Annotated in this window: 19 protein-coding genes; 13 read left to right on the top strand and 6 right to left on the bottom strand. The window is 62.8% G+C overall.

From position 1 onward, the window contains the following. Window positions 1-249: 249 nt before the first annotated feature. The 5 genes from NKJ00_RS24110 (at window position 250) to NKJ00_RS24090 (ending at window position 5,600) form a co-directional block, all read left to right on the top strand. Window positions 250-1,329: a substrate-binding domain-containing protein gene (locus tag NKJ00_RS24110; protein WP_023809403.1), complete on the top strand. Its 1,080-nt coding sequence runs from the start codon at window positions 250-252 to the stop codon at window positions 1,327-1,329. Window positions 1,330-1,410: 81 nt separating this feature from the next. After that, the gene (locus NKJ00_RS24105; RefSeq protein ID WP_128303927.1) at window positions 1,411-2,922 is read left to right on the top strand and encodes a sugar ABC transporter ATP-binding protein; all 1,512 of its coding nucleotides are present in this window, start codon (window positions 1,411-1,413) and stop codon (window positions 2,920-2,922) included. Between the two features lie 10 nt (window positions 2,923-2,932). Then, window positions 2,933-3,895: an ABC transporter permease gene (locus NKJ00_RS24100; protein ID WP_128303928.1), complete on the top strand. Its 963-nt coding sequence runs from the start codon at window positions 2,933-2,935 to the stop codon at window positions 3,893-3,895. Between the two features lie 3 nt (window positions 3,896-3,898). Continuing rightward, on the top strand, window positions 3,899-4,852 hold the full coding sequence (locus tag NKJ00_RS24095; protein ID WP_023809400.1) for an ABC transporter permease: 954 nt from the start codon (window positions 3,899-3,901) through the stop codon (window positions 4,850-4,852). A gap of 64 nt (window positions 4,853-4,916) precedes the next feature. Further along, window positions 4,917-5,600 carry an SGNH/GDSL hydrolase family protein gene (locus NKJ00_RS24090; protein ID WP_128303930.1) on the top strand — a complete coding sequence of 228 codons (684 nt, stop codon included), beginning with the start codon at window positions 4,917-4,919 and terminating at the stop codon, window positions 5,598-5,600. Between the two features lie 137 nt (window positions 5,601-5,737). Here NKJ00_RS24090 and NKJ00_RS24085 read toward each other — a convergent pair whose 3' ends face one another. Both NKJ00_RS24085 and NKJ00_RS24080 read right to left on the bottom strand, forming a co-directional pair. Continuing rightward, window positions 5,738-5,941, bottom strand: coding sequence for a hypothetical protein (locus tag NKJ00_RS24085; RefSeq protein ID WP_245486178.1), 204 nt, complete (start codon window positions 5,939-5,941; stop codon window positions 5,738-5,740). 268 nt (window positions 5,942-6,209) lie between these two features. Then, window positions 6,210-7,313, bottom strand: a complete 1,104-nt coding sequence (locus tag NKJ00_RS24080) for a histidinol-phosphate transaminase (RefSeq protein WP_128303931.1) — start codon at window positions 7,311-7,313, stop codon at window positions 6,210-6,212. A gap of 130 nt (window positions 7,314-7,443) precedes the next feature. Here NKJ00_RS24080 and NKJ00_RS24075 point away from each other — a divergent pair, with 130 nt between their 5' ends. The 8 genes from NKJ00_RS24075 to NKJ00_RS24040 all read left to right on the top strand — a co-directional run bounded on the left by NKJ00_RS24075 (window position 7,444) and on the right by NKJ00_RS24040 (window position 15,837). Beyond that, window positions 7,444-8,217, top strand: a complete 774-nt coding sequence (locus NKJ00_RS24075) for an SDR family NAD(P)-dependent oxidoreductase (RefSeq protein ID WP_023809396.1) — start codon at window positions 7,444-7,446, stop codon at window positions 8,215-8,217. A gap of 207 nt (window positions 8,218-8,424) precedes the next feature. Then, window positions 8,425-9,747, top strand: a complete 1,323-nt coding sequence (gene hisD, locus NKJ00_RS24070) for a histidinol dehydrogenase (protein WP_352610856.1) — start codon at window positions 8,425-8,427, stop codon at window positions 9,745-9,747. Window positions 9,748-9,762: 15 nt separating this feature from the next. Continuing rightward, window positions 9,763-10,788 (top strand): zinc-dependent alcohol dehydrogenase, encoded by a 1,026-nt coding sequence (locus NKJ00_RS24065; protein ID WP_352631530.1) that lies wholly within the window; start codon window positions 9,763-9,765, stop codon window positions 10,786-10,788. 32 nt (window positions 10,789-10,820) lie between these two features. Further along, window positions 10,821-11,552, top strand: a complete 732-nt coding sequence (gene hutC / locus NKJ00_RS24060) for a histidine utilization transcriptional repressor HutC (RefSeq protein WP_352610854.1) — start codon at window positions 10,821-10,823, stop codon at window positions 11,550-11,552. Window positions 11,553-11,659: 107 nt separating this feature from the next. Next, window positions 11,660-12,952, top strand: a complete 1,293-nt coding sequence (locus NKJ00_RS24055) for a hypothetical protein (RefSeq protein ID WP_352631528.1) — start codon at window positions 11,660-11,662, stop codon at window positions 12,950-12,952. Window positions 12,953-13,159: 207 nt separating this feature from the next. Further along, on the top strand, window positions 13,160-14,167 hold the full coding sequence (locus tag NKJ00_RS24050) for an ABC transporter substrate-binding protein (RefSeq protein WP_352631535.1): 1,008 nt from the start codon (window positions 13,160-13,162) through the stop codon (window positions 14,165-14,167). Between the two features lie 28 nt (window positions 14,168-14,195). After that, entirely contained in the window at window positions 14,196-15,044 is an 849-nt protein-coding gene (locus NKJ00_RS24045) for an ABC transporter permease (RefSeq protein WP_502906412.1), read from the top strand. Window positions 15,045-15,054: 10 nt separating this feature from the next. Beyond that, on the top strand, window positions 15,055-15,837 hold the full coding sequence (locus NKJ00_RS24040; protein WP_352551494.1) for an ABC transporter ATP-binding protein: 783 nt from the start codon (window positions 15,055-15,057) through the stop codon (window positions 15,835-15,837). Between the two features lie 105 nt (window positions 15,838-15,942). Here NKJ00_RS24040 and NKJ00_RS24035 read toward each other — a convergent pair whose 3' ends face one another. The 4 genes from NKJ00_RS24035 to NKJ00_RS24020 form a co-directional block, all read right to left on the bottom strand. Beyond that, window positions 15,943-16,389 (bottom strand): hypothetical protein, encoded by a 447-nt coding sequence (locus tag NKJ00_RS24035; protein ID WP_352551491.1) that lies wholly within the window; start codon window positions 16,387-16,389, stop codon window positions 15,943-15,945. A 133-nt stretch (window positions 16,390-16,522) separates the two neighbouring features. Continuing rightward, on the bottom strand, window positions 16,523-16,963 hold the full coding sequence (locus NKJ00_RS24030) for a DUF411 domain-containing protein (protein ID WP_352610849.1): 441 nt from the start codon (window positions 16,961-16,963) through the stop codon (window positions 16,523-16,525). A gap of 40 nt (window positions 16,964-17,003) precedes the next feature. After that, on the bottom strand, window positions 17,004-18,446 hold the full coding sequence (locus NKJ00_RS24025) for a multicopper oxidase family protein (protein ID WP_352551487.1): 1,443 nt from the start codon (window positions 18,444-18,446) through the stop codon (window positions 17,004-17,006). A gap of 125 nt (window positions 18,447-18,571) precedes the next feature. Next, window positions 18,572-18,934: a hypothetical protein gene (locus tag NKJ00_RS24020; RefSeq protein ID WP_352551486.1), complete on the bottom strand. Its 363-nt coding sequence runs from the start codon at window positions 18,932-18,934 to the stop codon at window positions 18,572-18,574. Window positions 18,935-19,034 lie beyond the last annotated feature (100 nt).

Here is a 19,034-nt window from a genome sequence, read left to right as displayed (position 1 = left end):
TTCAACATGACTAACTATTGACAGGGCGAATCCGCTGTGCTTCTAAAGTGCCGGAGGAGTTCTCAACCGTCACCATCGTCCAGCCCGGGTTGGGCCTCGACACGCATGTGTTCGGGGACGGGAGAATCGCGTGCATCGGTCGGTTTGCGACGACGAGCATGCATCGGGAGAGCGTCTCGCGGCAGTACACATTCGTACGGCCGGCCATACGAATTCGTAGGCCGGGACAACCACAAGGAGGAGAGTTGAATGTTAGGATTGCTGAAAACCGTCGGCCTGGGGATGCTAGTTGCGTCCACGCTTGCCGTGACGTCCCTGGCGCATGCGGAAGACATCAAGCTGATGGACGGCGTCGCGCCGCGCCCCGACGACACGCGCATGACCGCGGCCGGTGCGTTCAAGAAGGACCCGCCCTGGGTCATCGGAATGAGCGACTTCGGCGTCAACGCAAACACGTGGACGGTACAGGTGGCGCATGAGGCGGAGAATGCCGCGGCCAAGGACAAGCGCATCTCGAAATTCATCCTGCTCGATGCCGGCTTCGACCAGAAGAAGCAGGTGGCGGATATCGAGGACCTGATTGCGCAGCATGTCGACGCGATCATCGTGCAGCCGGTGACCAGCACATCGGCAAATGCCAGCATCGCCAAGGCGGTCGCCGCCGGCATTCCCGTCATTCTCCACACCGGTCGCATCGATTCCGACGCCTACACCACCGAAATCCAGGGCGGCGCCGAGCATTTCGGCAAGGTGATGGGCGACTGGCTGGTCAAGACCGTCGGCGACAACGGCAAGATCTGGGTCCTGCGTGGCCTGGCCGGACATCCGGAAGACACCAACCGCTACAACGGACTCCTGGAGTCGCTCAAGGGCACGCATGTGCAGATCATCGCCGAGGAGCATGGTGACTGGCAGTACGACAAGGCCAAGAAGCTGTGCGAGACGCTTTATCTGAACAACCCACAGGTTGACGGCATCTGGTCGTCCGGCGCTGACATGACGCGCGCCTGCGTCGATGTCTTCAAGCAGTTCGGCACGCCCGTTCCGCCGATTTCGGGCGAGGGCAACAATGGCTATTTCGGCCAGTGGATCACGGACGGGTTCAAGTCGATCTCGCCGGAATACAGCCCCGCCCAAGGTGCGGCCGGCGTGCGCGCCGCTGTTGCCCTTCTGGAAGGCAAGCAGCTCTACAAACGCTATGTCTATAATCCCGACGGATGGGACCAGGACAAGGCCAAAAAATACTATCGCGACGACCTGACCGCCAATGTCTGGTGGCCGAGCGAACTGCCCGAGGACAAGCTCAAGGAATATTACGGCAAGAAGTGACGGCGCCGTGGCTGGCGGGGAGTGGACAAGCATTCCCCGCAGGCCGTTCCATGTGTTGAATTTGGTTCGTTCGAGGGTTTCGTGACCAATCTTATCGAGATGTCCCACATTTCGAAGGCATTCGGAGGGAGCAAGGCGCTCCATTCCGTTTCCCTCGATCTCAAGGCGGGCAGCGTCCACGCCCTGATGGGCGAGAACGGCGCCGGCAAATCGACGTTGATGAAGATCCTGGCGGGCGTGCATCAGCCCGATTCCGGCGAGATCTTCATGAACGGGGAGAAGCTCGATCTGAAATCGCCGCGCGCCGCACTCGATGCCGGCATTTCGACCGTTTTCCAGGAGCATTCGCTGCTGCCCAATCTGTCGATCGCCGAAAACATGTTTCTGGGCCGGGAGCCGACGACCCGGTTCGGCTCGATCGATTATCGGGCGATGAAAAGCCAGACCGCCAAGGCGCTTGGCGAACTCGGCCTCACGCTCGACCCGTCGCAACTCGTTTCCAACCTGACCATAGCCGAGCGGCAATTCGTCGAGATCGCGCATTGCATCCAGGCGGACGCCAGCGTGCTTATCCTCGACGAGCCGACGGCTGCTCTCAACGCGGCCGATGTCGATGTGCTCAACCGCAACATCCGCCGGCTGCGCGATAAGGGAAAAGCCATCGTCTACATCTCGCATCGCATGGAGGAGATCTTCGAGCTGTGCGACACGGTGACGGTGCTGAAGGACGGCGCACTGGTCGGCACCAGGATGGTGTCCGAGATCACCACCGACGACCTCATCGCCATGATGGTCGGACGCGAACTCCAGGACCTTTTTCCCGATCGCACGGGCGATAAGGGTGATGAGATCCTGCGAGTCGAGAACCTCAGAATCACCGACACATCGCGGCCGCTGTCGCTGTCTTTGCACAAGGGTGAGATCGTAGCCCTGGCCGGACTGGAGGGGCAGGGCCAGCAGCGCTTCCTGAGATCGCTGATCGGCCGCTATCATCCCTCCGCCGGGACGATTTCCGTCAACGGCAAAGCGCTGAAAATGCCGCTCCCGGCATCATCAGGCGTTCGCCATTTGCAGCAGCTGAGGGTCGGCTTCGTTCCCGAGGACCGCAAGGAGGAGGGGCTCTTCCTCGCTTTGCCGATCGCCCACAACATCGCCATCGGATTGCATTCGAGGCGATTCGAACTCGCGCCGGCGCGGCCGTATCGAAACGTCATCGCCCGCATGATGGAGGTCATGAACATAAAGGCGGCAGGGCCGTCCGCGCCGGTCGGCTCCCTGTCGGGCGGCAACCAGCAAAAGGTTCTCCTCGGCCGCTACCTGGCCGCCGATCTCGATCTTCTGCTGGTCGAGGAGCCGACCCGCGGCGTCGACATCGGCGCCAAGTCCGAGATCTACCACCTGCTGCGCGACTTTACCGCCAAGGGCGGCGCCGTGCTGGTGCTGTCGCGCGAGACGATCGAGTTGATCGGGCTCTGCGATCGCATCTACGTCGTCCACGACGACACCATCGTTGCCGAAATGCCGGCGGCGCAGGCGACGGAACACAAGATCCTCGACGCGGCCCTGACGGGCGGCTCCGCGCGCCAGCACTAGGGGGGCTGCCATGGTTCGCTCGCTGTTCAACATCCTGAGTGGCCGGAACACGCGGCAAGGCCTGTGGGGCCTGCCACTGCTGGTCGCCTTGTTCATTTCGCTGTGGCTGACCGTCGAGACGACACAATTTGCCACGGCCGAAAACCTCTTCAACCTGGTGGCCCAGGCAATGCCGCTGATCATCGCGGCCATCGGACAGTTGGTGGTCGTGCTCATCGGCGGGCTCGATCTGTCGGTCGGCTCCGTCATCAGCTTCACCACGGCGGTGCTGGCGCTCGATCAGCCGGCTGTCGTGCTGATCCCGGCGGTCTTCGTGCTGGCGGCACTCATCGGGCTGATCAACGGCCTGGCGATCACCCGTTTCAACGTCCATCCGATCATCGCGACGCTGTCGACGCAGTACATCGTGCTCGGCATCACGCGCATCCTGCGTCCTGTGTCCGGCGGTACGGTGCCGGAGATCGTCATCGATGCCGTCTCAGGCAGTTTCCTCGGCGTTCCCTATCCGGTTTTCTGGGGCATCGTCGTGATCCTGGCAGCGTGGAAACTGCTCTACGGATCGCGATACGGGCTGCATCTGTTTGCGATTGGCGGCGGCATTGCTTCGGGCGCTGAAAGTGCTGCCCGCAATTTCGGCGTCTCCGACCGTCGCAACATCATCCTCGCCTATGTGGTCTGTTCCTGTTTCGCGGCCGTTGCCGGTGTCTTCCTGGCCGGGCGCATCGTGTCGGGCGATCCGAATGTCGGGCTGCTTTTCGAACTCGACACCGTCACCGCCGTCGCCCTTGGAGGCACCCAGCTCTCCGGCGGCATAGGCAGCCTGCACGGCACGGTGATCGGCGCGCTGGTCATGGCGCTGCTGGCCAATGGCATGAACCTCGCCAACGTCTCCCCCTTTGTCCAGACCGCGATCAAGGGCGGCATCCTGCTGGCGGTGGTCGGGCTGCAATCCCGCAAGAAGATGGGGCTCTAAAAGATGGCTGCCGTTCTCGCAAATCCGATCGCCCGGCGCCTGCTGCGCATACCGCCGTCCTATTTTGTCTTTCTCGTGCTGCTGGCGACGCTGTGGATCGCGCGACCGAACATGCTCAACCTCAACATCATGGGTATCTTCGTCAGGCAGATCGTCCCGCTCGGCATCCTGGTGCTGGGGCAGCTCGTCGTCATGCGGGTGAAGTCGATCGACCTCTCCGGCGGCGGCATCATCCTGCTCATCAACTATTTCATCTCGTCGGGCACTTTCCCCGGCGCGTCGATGCCTTTCTTCGTCGTGCTGGCGCTCGCCACCGGCCTCGTCATCGGCCTGTTCAACGGCTTCATGATAGGGAGCCGGCGGGTGTCGGCTGTCATCGTCACGCTGGCGGTCAGCATCATCCTGGTAGGGCTGGTGCAGTTCCTGTCGAGCGGCAATCCGCCCGGCGATGTGCCGAAGCTGTTCAACGACCTCTACAACACGAAATTCCTGTCGGTTCCGACGCCGGTGCTGTTCTGGGTCCTGCTGACCGCTTCGGTGTGGCTGCTTCTGTCGCGGACCGTCTTTGGCCGCTACGTCGCCTCGGTCGGGGAGAATGCCGAAGCCGCGCATTTTTCCGGCGTGCCGGTCCAGCGCACGGTCATCCTGGCGCATACGCTCGCCGGCCTGATCGCGGCGATCGCGGCCCTGGTGCAGACCGGTTCGATCGCCGTCGGCAGCGTCCGTGTCGGCCTCGACCTGCCGATCCTGGCGGTCGCGGCAACGATCCTCGGCGGCGTCGTCTTCGGTCGTGGCGACGGCGGCGTCTGGGGGCCCTTCTTCGGGGCGCTGTGCTTTGCGCTGCTGTTCGTGGTGATGACGGTGCTCGGCATCGACGAGCCCGGCAAGCTCATCGCGCAGGGCGTCATCATCCTCGGCGCGGCGATCTTCTACGGAGTGCGCGTGCGAAACCCCTGACTTAAGACGGCGAAAAGCAAGTGCGCCGGCGTTCAGACAATTGCAAACAGATGGAGAAACATGGATGTCACCGCCAAAAAACATCATGTGCTACGGCGACTCGCTGACCTGGGGCTGGGTTCCGGTCAAGGAGGGGTCGCCGACCTACCGCTACCCTTATGATCAGCGCTGGACCGGTGTGATGGCGACGGCGCTAGGGGCGGGCTACCACATCATCGAAGAAGGCCTGAGCGCGCGCACCACCTGTCTCGACGACCCCAACGATCCGCGCCTGAACGGGGCCAATTATCTGCCCGCGGCCATCGCCAGCCATCTGCCGCTCGATCTGGTCATCGTCATGCTCGGCACCAACGACACCAAGTCTTATTTCCGCCGGACGCCCTATGAGATCGCCAATGGAATGGCGAAATTGGTCGGGCAGATCCTGACCAGCGCCGGGGGCATCGGCACCCCGTATCCGGCGCCGAAGGCGCTGGTCATTGCGCCGCCGCCGCTGACCCCGATGCCCGATCCGTGGTTCGAGGGCATGTTCGGCGGCGGGCACGAAAAATCCAGAGACCTGGCCAGGCAATACAAGGCGATGGCGGATTTTATGAAGATCGATTTCCTCAATGCCGGCGATTACCTCACCACGGACGGTGTCGACGGAATTCATTTCACCGCCGCAAACAACGCCGATCTGGGGCGCGCCGTCGCCGACAAGGTCAAGTCGATCCTCGAGCCGGGCAAGGTCAGCACTGCCGCCTGAAGCTGCCACGCCGTCGGCCTGCGGCACACAGGCCCATGGCGCAGGTGTATCGCTCGTTCCTCCGGCGATACACATCGATACGGGGCCGTTTGGCCCCGTATCGATGTGGCGCTCGACGCCTGCAGACCTGCGTTGATCTAGGGCCTTGCGCTCCGAGGGACATGATCGGCGGACGCTTTGGTTTGGCGGTCGAAAACGACCGCCAGGCCGTTCTTCACGGCAAGCGCGGCGACCATGTCGTCGAGTTCGCGATCGGGAATGGCGGGTTTGAGGACCTGCCGGATGGCCCGATAGGCCTGCTCGGTCGACACATAGTCGTAGTGCTTTTTGCGCGCTTCCACATATGCTCGATGAGAATGCCCAATCGGCGGGCGGCGATGTCATCTGGTTGCTGCAAGGGAGCCTCCTCAGGGTCGATCGTTTGCAGACCCCCGAGATGTAAAAACCCACGCCGCGAAAGTTAAGGCCTCCTGTCGGTTTGAAGCCCAAAAAATCTATTGCCTCCGTTCAACGAACTGCGCCGCAGAGTGACATCGTGTCCGAATTGGCACATCGCAGCCGCAAGGCGCGGGTCAACTAACCCGTCCGAATCCCGAACAAAGCGTGTATTCAGAACAGTTCCGACAGAACGGCCATGAAGTGGTCGTTCTCCGCAGCCGAGCCGATGCTGGCGCGCACATAGGTGTCAAAACCCTGCTGCTTCCACGGCTTGACGATGACGCCTTGCCGCAGCAGGCCTTCAACGAAGGCGGAAGCATCTTGCCGGCAGTTGAAGAACAGGAAGTTGCCCCTGGAGGCGGCGACGTCGAGGCCCTTGCTTGCCAGGAAAGTCTCGACGCGTTTTCTCTCCGCCCTGGCCAGCGCGACGACCCTGGCGAGGTGTTCGTCGTCGGCCAGCGCCGCGAGTGCGGCGGCTTGGGCCATGCCGTTGGCGTTGAAAGGCGTGCGGACGCGGTCGAGCAGCGCGCGCAGCTCCGGGTCACCGACGATGCCGAAGCCGATCCGCAATCCGGCCAGACCGAACGCCTTGGAAAAGGTCCGCAGCACGATCCAGGGCCGGTCCAGCTTTTCGAGATAGGGCAGGGACGACGCATAGTCGTCGCCCTCGGCATATTCGGCATAGGCTTCGTCGATGACGATCAGCGTCTCGTCGCTCGTCGCATCCAGAACCCTCGACAGATCGCCGCCGGAGAGCCAGCTGCCGACCGGGTTCATCGGGTTCGAGAACAGCAGCATGCGCGGCCGCTCGCGCGCCGCCTCGACCAGCGCATCGACATTAATGGTCAGATCGTCGTTGACGACAACGCGCTTGACGGTAGCGCCCATCAACGTCGCGTAGTCCTCATGCAGCGGAAACGACGGATAGAGCGTGACGACGGCGTCGCCCGGCCGCAACACGGCACGGCTGATGACGGAGAGAAGGTCTTCGGAACCGTTGCCGAGGATAATCTGGTCCTCGGTGACGGCATATTTGTCGCCGATCGCTTGGCGCAGCTTGCGCCCGGCAGGGTCCGGATAGAGGCGGAACATCTCGGAGCCGGCATGCATCGTCGTGACGAGGGTCGGGCTGGGCCCGAGCGGATTTTCGTTCGAGCCCAGTTTGGCGATCCTGGCCGGTGCGTATCGCTCCATAACCTCGTCAATGGTGAGCCCGGAATTGTAGGGCGACAAACGGTTGACTTCGGTGCGGACCATATCCGAGGCTTTCGACACGGGTGGGCTCCTTTGCGGCGGATTTCGTCATCCGTACCGTAGTCGAAATAGTTTGTATATGCTTGTATATGTAACTTGATCTGATAGTCTCGACGCTGAAGCGGAAACCGACACCGATCAGGAGGATCACATGCGCAACGCTTCTCTCTTCGATCTCTCCGGCAGGAAGGCGCTTGTCACCGGTGCAAGCCGGGGCATCGGGCGCAGCATCGCCGAGGCGCTGAGTGCTGCCGGCGCAGACGTCGCGGTCACGGCGCGCAGCCTGGCCTCGCTGGAGGCCACCACGGCAGCCATCCGCGCCGCCGGCGGAGTGGCGCACGCCATCGCTCTCGACGTCACCGATGTCGGCCGCTGCCGGGCAGCAACCGCAGAGGCTGCCAGCCTGCTTGGCGGTCTCGACATTCTCGTCAACAATGCCGGCGTGGAGGAGGTGCGGCCCTCGCTCGATGTCGACGAGGCGCTGTGGGACAGGATCGTCGACACGAATCTCAAGGGAGCGTTCTTCTGCGCCCAGGCCGCCGCGCGGCAGATGCGCGACGCCGGACGCCCTGGTGCCATCATCAATCTGTGCTCGCTGACATCCGAAGTCGGAATCCCCACCGCGGTGCCGTATGGCTCGTCGAAGTCGGGCCTGCTCGGCATGACCCGCGCCCTTGCGGCGGAGTGGGCGGAGCTTGGCATAAGGGTCAACGCCATCGCGCCGGGCTATTTCAGGACGGCGATGACCGACGTTTTTTACAGCGACGAGGCATGGCAGCACTCCATGCTGGCCAAGATCCCGCAGCGGCGTTTCGGTGATCTCCACGACTTGCACGGCATCGCCGTGTTCCTCGCTTCGGATGCGGCTGCCTACATAACCGGCCAGTCCATTCCGGTCGATGGCGGCTTTCTCGCCTCGATCTGATGAGGCAGGTTTGCCTCCGCAGTTTCGACGGGAAGGATGATGGAAAAATTGCTGGCGACCATCATACATACATGTATATACTTTTGCCTGAGTGAAGCCTCTCGACGGCTTTGATCCTTGCCCCGGTCGGCTTGTCGACCCACAGAACTATGGCCATCCACGGGCCAACCGTCATTGCGTTCCAAGAGTTCCAGGAGACGAGCAATCATGTCCGACATCAGCTTCCACGATCTGTCATCCATCGATGCCGACCAGCGCGCCAGTCTGCTGAAGCGCGCCGAGGCCGATCTGACGGTCTTCGTTGAGAAGGTCCGGCCGATCATCCAGGCCGTCAAGGACGAAGGCGACGCCGCCTTGATCCGCTTCGCCAGGGAACTCGACAAGGCCAATGTCGCCGAGGGCGAACTGCAGGTGTCGGAAGCCGAGTTCGATGCGGCGTTCGACAAGGTGGAAAGGGACGTCGTCGAGAGCATCCAGTTCGGCATCGACAACATCAGGCGCTTCCATGAGGAGCAGAAGCCGGAGACGATGTGGCTCAAGGAAGTCCGGCCGGGCGCCTATGCCGGGGACAGGTACACGCCCATCGCATCCGTTGCGCTCTACGTGCCGCGCGGCAAGGGCGCTTTCCCGTCGGTGACGATGATGACGTCGGTGCCGGCGGTGATTGCCGGCGTGCCGCAGATTGCCATCGTGACGCCGCCGACATCGGATGGTTCGGTGGACGCGGCAACGCTCGTCGCCGCGCGTCTCGCCGGCGTGGGCACGGTCTACAAATGCGGCGGCGCCCAGGCAGTTGCCGCCGTCGCTTACGGCACCGAGACGGTGAAGCCCGCACTCAAGATCGTCGGTCCCGGCAGCCCGTGGGTGGTGGCGGCCAAGAGCGTGCTGTCATCGGTCATCAACACAGGCCTTCCGGCGGGCCCGTCGGAAGCGATTATCTTTGCCGATGACAGCGTCGACGGCGGGCTTGCCGCGCTCGACCTGTTGATCGAAGCCGAGCACGGGCCAGATTCCTCGGCCTATCTGGTGACGCACAGCCGCAAGATCGCAGAAGCAGCACTCGCCGCACTTCCCGAGCATTGGTCGCGGATGACCGAGCAGCGTGTCGAGTTTTCGCGCGCGGTGCTGACCGGCAAGCGCGGCGGCATCGTGCTGACCGCATCGCTGGAAGACAGCTACCGCTTCATCAACGACTATGCGCCCGAGCATCTCGAGATCCTATCGACGGAGCCGTTCGCCCATCTCGGACGCATCACCGAGGCGGCCGAAATCCTCATGGGAACGCACACGCCGGTGACCCTTGCCAACTTCGTCCTTGGACCCAATGCAGTGCTGCCGACCAGCCGCTGGGCGCGGACCTACGGCCCGCTTTCGGTGACGGATTTCGTCAAGCGCTCGTCGGTCGGCTATGTCACCTCGACTGCCTATCCGGAACTTGCCCTGCACGCCCGCAGGCTCGCCCGCTACGAGGGCTTCAGCTCGCATGAGAACGCGGTCTCGGAAATCCGCGACCGCTATCTCGCCGGTTGAGCGGAAACGATCGCGATGAAGGCTGCTCGACTCTATGGACCCGGCGATCTGCGCGTCGAGGATGTCGCCGCGCCGGGCGTGCCGGATGCGGGCTGGGTGAAGCTCAGGGTCGACGCCGCCGGCATTTGCGGTTCGGACCTGCACAATTTCCGCACGGGCCAGTGGATAAGCCGGTCGCCTTCGACGGCCGGCCATGAACTCACCGGCACGGTGACCGCCATCGGCGCAGGCGTTTCTAGCGTCGCCGTCGGTGACAGGGTGGTTGCCGATTCCCGGTTCTGGTGCGGAGACTGCGCGCAATGTCATGCCGGCAGGCGGCATCTCTGCGCGTCGCTGGGCTTCGTGGGAGAAATCTGCGACGGCGGATTTGCCGAACAGGCGGTGCTGCCCGCACGGCTTTTGCATATCATCGATGCCGCGCTCGACGAGCGGGTTGCGGCGATGGCCGAACCGCTGGCGGTGGCGCTGCATGCGGTGCGGCGGCTGCCGAAAACGGCAGGCGCGGTGCTGGTGGTCGGCTGCGGGCCGATCGGTGGTCTTGCCGCGCTGCTGCTGTCGCGGACCTTCGCCGGCACCGTGCTCGTCGCCGACCGCAACCAGAGCCGCTGCGCCCGGGTGGCGCGGGTGGCGGGTGCCACGATCGTCGATCTGAACCGGGATGCCGTTGCCGCTGCGGCTGCCAATGCGCCGCTGCTCGCGGCCATTGAGGCGACCGGCAGCATTGCGGCGCTCAACCAGTTGCTCGGCGTTCTCGATCCCGGCGGCACGATCGCCATGGTGGGCATCTTTCACGGCCGCCTCGACATTGATCCCAATACGCTGGTCGAACGCGAAATCGGGTTGCTGGGATGCCACGCCTTTGCCGATGAGCTGCCCGAGGCCGTGCGGATGCTAGGTGAACTCAGCGAACCGCTGTTGGCGCTGATCGACCAGGAGATCGGCCTGGATGACATTCCGGCTGCCTATGAGCGGCTGTTGGCGGGACACAGCGACGGCTTGAAAACAATCATCCGCATGCGGCAACCTGTCGAGCAGTCGTGATTTCCGATGAATCGCCGGAAAGGACTTTTGAAATGATCACTTTGCCCGACACGGCCAGCCCTCTCTACGAGAAGGTGAAGGACTACATCCTGGCCAACATCGGAACGGGCCGGTGGGGCAAGGATCGCAAGCTGCCGTCCGAGAATGAGTTGGTGGCTTCACTCGGCGTGTCGCGGATGACGGTTCACCGGGCGCTCAGAGAGTTGACCTCGGCCGGGTTCCTGATCCGTCTGCAAGGTGTGGGAACTTTCATCGCGCCACCGCGGCCGCAATCGACGCTGATCGAGATCAACAACATCGCAGCCGAGATCGTCGAGCGCGGCAACAGGCATCGATCCGAAGTCCTCGTCCTCGAAACCATCATGCCGACAAAGGAGTTGGCGCTGTCGTTCGAGTTCGCAAAGCGCGTCCCGATCTATCATTCTGTCGTCGTCAATTTCGAGAATGATTTGCCGGTGCAACTCGAAGAGCGCTTCGTCAATCCGAGCCTCATCCCCGACTATGACAAGCAGGATTTTTCGAAGACGGCGACCTATGACTACCTCATGCAGAAAACCCCGGTGACCGAGGTCGAGCATATCATTTCCGCCATCCCGGCCGATGGCGAGACGGCGCGGCATCTGGGCATCGATGTCGGCGCCTGCTGCCTCTTCCTGCACCGCCGGACATGGACAGGCGCGGTGGTGGCCACGATCAGCAAGCTGACTTATGCCGGCAGCCGCTACTCGCTCGGCAGCCGCTATTCCCCTTCAAAAAGCAGCTAACGGAAGCAGGATGAATGCAAGTCGGGAGCGGTTTCGTTGTCAATGTATATACATGTGCTGACGAGAACGCTTTCGCTCTCGAATGAACGGGCCAAGAAGGACAACAGATGACGCAGACACCGAGTCGCACGGCGCGGATCCGGGCACTCGCGCAGCATGATGTTGCCGAAGCACAAAGCGCGCTGGCGGCATTGCTGGGCGACCTGTTCGCGATGACCCCCCGCAATGTGCGCATCAACTTCGACAAGTACAGCCTCAATTCGTTGAACGGCTTCTTCGAGGACGATGGCAAGGCCTACTTCTTCAAGTTCCATCAGGAGGAGCGGGAAGAGGCGATGACGGGCGAGTATTACCGCGCCGAGATTCTGTCGCGCGCAGGCCTGCCGGTCGACCAACCCGTGCATATGTCTGCCCAACCAGGCGAGCAGATCCTTGTCTATCGCCGCCGCACGGATCCAAGATTTTCGGATGTGCTGTTCGCGCTGGATGGGCAGGACGATGCCTGCAAGCGGCAAGAAGCCGTTCTTGCCGAGCGCGACCTGTCGGCCAGGCTGCTCAAGGTCTATCTCGAGACGCTGCATCCCGTCACTGTCGAGGACGTGGCGGCGGAGCCGATCCACAGGCTGTTTCATGAGCGGCTGATCGATGCCGAGACACGCTTGTCACCAGGCGGAAGGCTGGCCGATTTCTATGTCGGCAAGCTGTTCGTCTTTCCCGGTGCCGAGCTGGATTGGGACTGGTTTTCCCGGCTGAAATTCGTCATCAACGACCAGCAGTACACCGACAGCATCGGTGAGCTTTTCGATGCCGCGGCTGTGCGCTTACGTCCGGACCGGCTTGCCGATGCCGGCGGCGTGGTCGCGCATGGCGACGCCCACAACGCCAATGTCTGGTACACGGCGAAGGCGGGGAGGGCGGAGCTGTCCTTCTTCGATCCCGCCTTTGCCGGCTCGCACATCCCGACGCTGCTGGCCGAGGTGAAGGCGACGTTCCACAATATCTTCGCCCACCCGTTCTGGCTCTATGATCCGGCGCCCGCGACAGAGGCTTTTCGCGCCCAAGCGCGGCTGGACGGAAACCTGCTCCATGTCGACACGGACTGGGACCTGAGCCCGATCCGCCAGGATCTGCTGGAGGTCAAGGCGACAGCGCTGTGGCGGCCATTGCTGCTGGAACTGAAACGGCGCGGCATGCTGCCGGCCGATTGGCGCGCGGTGCTGCGGGCCGGTCTTTTCCTGTCGCCGACGCTGGTTATGAATCTGCGCGCCGGCGCGCGCAGCCACACGCCGGTCTCCTCCCTCATTGCCTTCTCAGTCGCGGTCATGGTCGGCAGCGAACCCGTTGCCGGAGCCGATCGGGTGACAGATTTCCTCGACCGGATCGATCCGGAAAAAGCGTGAAAATTGAGTCTTTCCAACTTGTATATGCATGTATGTATTTTAGCCTTGACATCCGCTCCCGCTGAGGCTGAAATATCCTCGCACTTCACCATGAAGTGGCAGGTAAGACGCCGAGGCACAGTGCCGCAAGAGCAGAAACCCGCAGTCTCACCAGACCGGCTGCCTCAGTTAGAAAAAGCGGTCTGATCATCAAGGGGAACAAAGATGATGCGTAACCTAACAGGACAGTTTCGCGCGCTCGTGATGGCCGCCGCCATCGGACTCACCGCCGCCCCGGCAGCCTACGCGGCCGATGCGGCCATTCCCACCACGCCCGAGGCAGGAGCGTTCAAGATCGGCATCGAGCCCTGGCTCGGCTATGGCCAGTGGCATGTCGCCGAGGCCAAGGGCCTGTTCAAGACAAACGGGCTGAGCGACGTCCAGATCGTCAACTTCGCCGAGGACAAGGACATCAATGCAGCACTTGCAAGCGGCCAGCTCGACGCCGCCAACATCGCCACCCACACGGCGATGGGCATGGTCGCGGCCGGCCTTCCGGTGAAGATCGTGCTGCTGCTCGACGTCTCCATGACCGCCGACGCCATCATCGCCGGCAAGGACGTCACCTCCATCGCGGATCTCAAGGGCAAGCAGGTGGCCTTCGAGGAAGGCACGACGAGCGACATCCTGCTCAAATACGCGCTCGCCAGGAACGGCATGTCGATCGACGATGTGAAGCCGGTTCCGATGCCAGCGTCCGACGCCGGCAGCGCCTTGATCGCCGGCCAGGTGCCGGTCGCGGTGACTTATGAACCGTACCTCACCGTCGCCATGGCGCAGAACAAGGACCTCAAGCTTCTGTTCACCGCCGGCGAGGATCCCGGCCTGATCAGCGACGTGCTGGTGGTGCGTGACGAGGTGATCAAGTCGCGGCCCGGCCAGGTGCTGGCCATGATCAAGAGCTGGGACGCAGCGCTCAAGGACTACAATGCTGATACGCCCGGTGGGCGCGCCATCATCGCCAAGGCTGTCGGTTCGGACGTCAAGGACCTCAACACCGCCTTTGACGGCGTGCGCTACTACTCACTCGCTGAAAACAAGACGGCGCTGACAGGCGACTTCACCACCAAGACCTTTGCCGATGTCGAGGCCGCCGCCAAGAACGCCAAGCTGCTGCAGGCCGACGTGACGCCGGAGCAGATGATCGACCCGTCCTTCGTCAAGGCAGCGGAATGATCAAGGCCGGATCGCGGCGGTGACGCAGATGTCCGGGGAGCGTCCCGCTCAAACCGATCCGGCTCGTCCCACGAAACCGGCGAGGCGTCGCCGATCCTCCGGGATCGGCGTGCCCATCGCCAGGTCGCGCTTCCTGGTGATCGCGGTGGCCGTGTTCGTCGGGCTCGGCCTTGCCTGGTGGGCCGCGACCGGCCTGGGGTTGGTAAAGCCGATCTTCCTGCCATCGCCGGGCAGCGTCGCTATGCAGATCGCCAAGCTTGCGGCCGACGGCACGTTGTGGCTGGACCTCAAAGCCTCGATGTACCGTATCTCCATCGGCTTCCTCATCGCCTCGGCACTGTCGATACCGATCGGCGTGCTGATTGGCAGTTTCCGTTCCTGGGAAGCGGCCATCGAGCCGCTGGTTGATTTCATCCGCTACATGCCGGTCGTCGCTTTCGTGCCGCTCTCCATCCTTTGGGCCGGCACCGGAGATTCGCAGAAGTTCCTGATCATCTTCATCGGCACCTTCTTCCAGCAGGTCCTTATGATCATGGACAACGTCAAACGGGTTCCCACCGATTTCATCGGCCTTGGGCGCACACTCGGCCTGCCGGATCGCAAGATCCTGACGCGCATCGTCGTCCCCAGCGCCTTGCCGGGTATCTGGGATACGCTGCGCATCAGCCTGGGCTGGGCATGGACCTGGCTGGTGCTGGCCGAACTTGTCGCCGCGACTTCGGGGCTCGGCTATCGCATCACCGTGTCGCAGCGCTATTTCCAGACCAACACGATCATCGGCTACATCCTGCTGCTTGGCCTGCTTGGCCTCATCACCGACCAGGTGATGAAGGCGCTGGAGAAGGTGCTGTTCAAGCAAGAGGGCCGCTCGCAATGAGGTCCAGCCGATGAGCCCCCCCAAATTGCGGATCGCCGGTCTGCACAAGAGCTTCGGCACCGGCGAGCGGCGCACGGAAGTGCTGCGCGATATCAACCTCGATCTTGCCGACAACGAGTTTGTCTCCCTGGTCGGCACGTCGGGCTGCGGCAAGAGCACGCTGCTGTCGATCGTGGCCGGACTGCAGGACTTCGACGCCGGCGATCTCAGCATCGATGGCGCGCCGATCCTGCAGCCTGGTCTCGACCGTGGCGTCGTCTTCCAATCCTACACGCTGCTTCCCTGGCTGACGGCGCGGCAGAACATCGAATTTGCCCTCAAGGCCGCCGGCTACGATCGCGCGACCTGCCGCAGGATCGCGCTGGAGCACCTCGAACTCGTCAAGCTGTGCGACAGCGCCGACCGCTATCCGGCCGAACTCTCGGGCGGCATGAAACAGCGCGTCGCCATTGCGCGCGCGCTTTCCTACCGGCCCAAGATGCTGTTGATGGACGAGCCCTTCGGTGCGCTCGATGCCTTGACCCGGCACCAGATGCAGGAACTGCTCACCCAGATCTGGGAGGAACACAGGTTGACCGTCCTGTTTGTCACCCATGATGTGGAGGAGGCCGTCTATCTGTCGGACCGCATCGTCGTCATGGGCATCGGCCCGGGCCGCATCACCCAGACCTTCAACGTCGATATCGAGCGCCCGCGCCGCGAAGAGGTGATGGAAAGCCCTGCATTCATGGATCTGCAGCGCGGCGTGCACAAGGCCATCCGCGAGGGTTCAAAACGCCCCGAAATGGCGTAGGCGCTTGTGGTAGGCCCAATCATGCCGGACGAGGCTAGCACCCGGCGATACGCAAACGACGGCCGGACAGCATGCAAGCCGCCTGTCCGGCCGGAACTCCAACTGCTACGCAGGTATCAGGACGGCGATACGATGCACGCCGACCTCTTTGCTTGTATTCGTCGCCTCGTCGGTCTTGCCTTTGGCGCAGGTGTACATGTCACCCGTCTTGAGCTTGAATTCCTTGTCTGCCTTCTTGATGGTGAACGCGCCTGAAGTGATCGTGCAGACCATGTCATTGTCCATCATCATCGCGGGAGCGTGCGCTCCGGGCTGAAACACGACATCGACGATCGCGATGCTCTTGTAAGCGGCAATGTCGGAGTCGCCGGTGCCGACCTCCACCACCCTGACACCGGGCGCAATCTCCTTGCCATCCTTCGGGCCGTATTTCTTGGCCTTCGCCGACGCCGTCAGGGCAAAAAAAGGCGTCACCGCGGCGGCCGTCATACCGAGGGCAATTGCAGACCTGCGATTCATGGTGTTCATCGCGTCCTCCCATTGGTCGGTCACGCACGAAGGTGCATGGCCAAGGTATATTAGCACAAACGCATTTGTATGCGAAATGGCGCAAAAGCAGGAACGTCATGGCGAGCCAGGTTCGGGCAGGGCAGTCCGACGTATCGGCAGACATGGCGATTACCTCTCAATCCGTCGCGTAGACAGTGGGCGCCTTGCCGTCCTTGGTAAAGGCGTAGACGATGAAAGGGCCAGCCTTCTCGCCACCCATGCCGGGGGCACCGGTCGGCATGCCGGCCAGCGTGATGCCGGTGATGGCGGGCCGCTCCGTCAGCAGTTTCTTGACGATATCGACCGGCACCAGGCCATCGACGACATAGCCGTCGACCATCAGCGTATGGCAGCCTTCGAGGTCCGCCGGCACACCGGCATCACTGCTGATCTGGGACAGGTTGTTGACGGGCTTGATGTCGACCTTGAAACCGTTGTGTTCCAGATAGTTGGCATAGGATTCGCAGCAGCTGCATTGCGGGTTCTTGTACATGACCGCGTTGATCGTCGCCGCGACAGCCGGCAGCGGCATTGCAATCGCGACTGCGAAAGCGGCGAGAGTGTAAGTCGGTTTCATTGCAGTTCTCCTTATTGTCTTGACGTTGTTGACGAGAAAATCAGGTCACTCGAAACACCGTCATGAGGCCGGCCATCTGGTGGTCGGCGACATGGCAGTGCAGCATCCAATCGCCGGGATTGTCGGCGACGAAGGCGCATTCGATCGTGTCCCTGGGAGCCAGCAGCACCGTGTCCTGCCATTGCCGGTGCGGTACCGGCGAACCGTTGCGCGCAAGCACCAGCATGCTGAAGCCATGGACATGCATCGGATGCCACCAGGCGGTTTCATTTCGCATGGTGAGATGACAGGTTGCACCGCGCGATAAGGTGAATTGCGGCGCCATGCCGGCATGGCCGTCACCGGTCATCGACATGCCGTTGATCGCCCAGGCAGCGCCACCCTTCATGCCGGGTGTCGCCATGCCCATCATGCCGCCGACGCCGGCGAGCTTGCCGCCACCCATCATGCCGCCTTGCAGGACGATCTCCTGGCGCTCGGCGCTTGCGAGATCGGGTTGCTGCAACGGGTTGCGCGGCAGGCCAAGCGGCGTGTCGAGAGGATGGATCCGAATCGGCGATGCGCTGTCATAGGCAAGCGTGGTCAGCGTATAGGCGAGACCGTCGTAGAAATCATCGATCACCGCGTAACGCTTGCCTGGATCGCCCTGCATGTCGATCACGACGTCGATGCGCATGGCGGGTGCCAGAAAAAGGCGGCCGTCCTCCGGTTCATGCGGATCACAGGGCTGGCCGTCGATCGCCACGACGACCGGGTGGTGGCCTTCGAAGCGCAGCGCCATGATGCGGGCGAGCGAGGCATTGGCCAGCCGCAGCCTGACGCGTTCACCCGCCTTTACGCTCTGATCGGCCGGCGCCGTGCCGTTGATGGTGACGACGTTGCCGACGCGGCCGGACATCGCCGCATCCATCGCGCTGCCGAAGCCGGGCGCCATCTGCCCGTCATCGGCAAGCCGCCAGTCCTGCAGCAACCACAACAGGTCGCGGTCGACGGCAACGGGTTCGGTCTCCTCGACAATGAGGGCGCCGGCGAGCCCGCGGCCGAGCTGCACAAGGCTGTTGGCATGCGGATGATACCAGAAGGTGCCGGCGTCGCGCGGCGTGAATTCATAGACGAAATCTGTCCCCGCCTTGATCGGCGGCTGCGTCAGACCGGGCACTCCGTCCATGGTGTTTTGCAGGCGGATGCCATGCCAATGGACCGTGGTTTCCTCGTCCAATGCGTTCTCGACCGTGATGCGAGCGGGTCGGCCCTGGCGCAGGCGCAGCATCGGGCCGGGGATCGTCCCGTCATACGCCCAGACAGGAGTGAGCGGACCGCCAGGGCCGGTGAAGCTGGCGTGGCCTGGCGCGATCCTGATGCGGCGCTCATCGACGGTGGATGCTCTTGGCGTTGCGGCGCGCACCAGGGTGGCCGCAGCAACGCCCGCCGCCGTAAGGACGAACCTGCGGCGTGAAATGGAATGACTGGAATTGATACTCACTCTCAAGCCCTTTGCGATCTCGATCGACGGCGAGCCTCTCGACGTAAATTGCCGTGTGCCTGCCGGCGCGAAGCGCCAGCGGCAATCAAACGCCGGAAATCAGCCGCGGGATGGCTGAAACGGCGTCAGACGAGATCGGTGGATTTGGGAGGGAATGGGTCGGGCACGGAACTTCGCCCGTGAAGGAACGGCATCGGTAGCGCCGATGGTTGTTGCACCGCTGGAACCATGGTGATGGCGAGGCTTTGAGGGAGCACCGCGAGCACTGGTGCGATGCAGGTCGGCGGACAATGCATCGGCTTATCGCTGTCGGCGGCGCCCTTGAGGCACGCGCTGCAATCGCCATTCATGGCTGTGTCGGCCATCCTGGCCATGCCGGTGCCGGCAGGCATGCCGCTGCCAGTCGTCATCATCATCTTCGCCGACATGACGCTCGCCTGAGCGGCAGACAGGCTGAACCCGGCGGTCAGGAATACCGCGAGCAGCATGACAAGGACATGTTTTGGCGACCGGCGTGCCATCATGCATCTAGGCTGGCCTCAAAAGGAGGCATTTGCAAGCTGGATTCCGATGCTGCGACAATCCCGG

Source organism: Mesorhizobium sp. M0227 (assembly GCF_040321855.1).
Lineage (GTDB): Bacteria > Pseudomonadota > Alphaproteobacteria > Rhizobiales > Rhizobiaceae > Mesorhizobium.
Note: the sequence above shows the minus strand (reverse complement) of the source record. Positions and strands in the feature narration are given on the sequence as shown.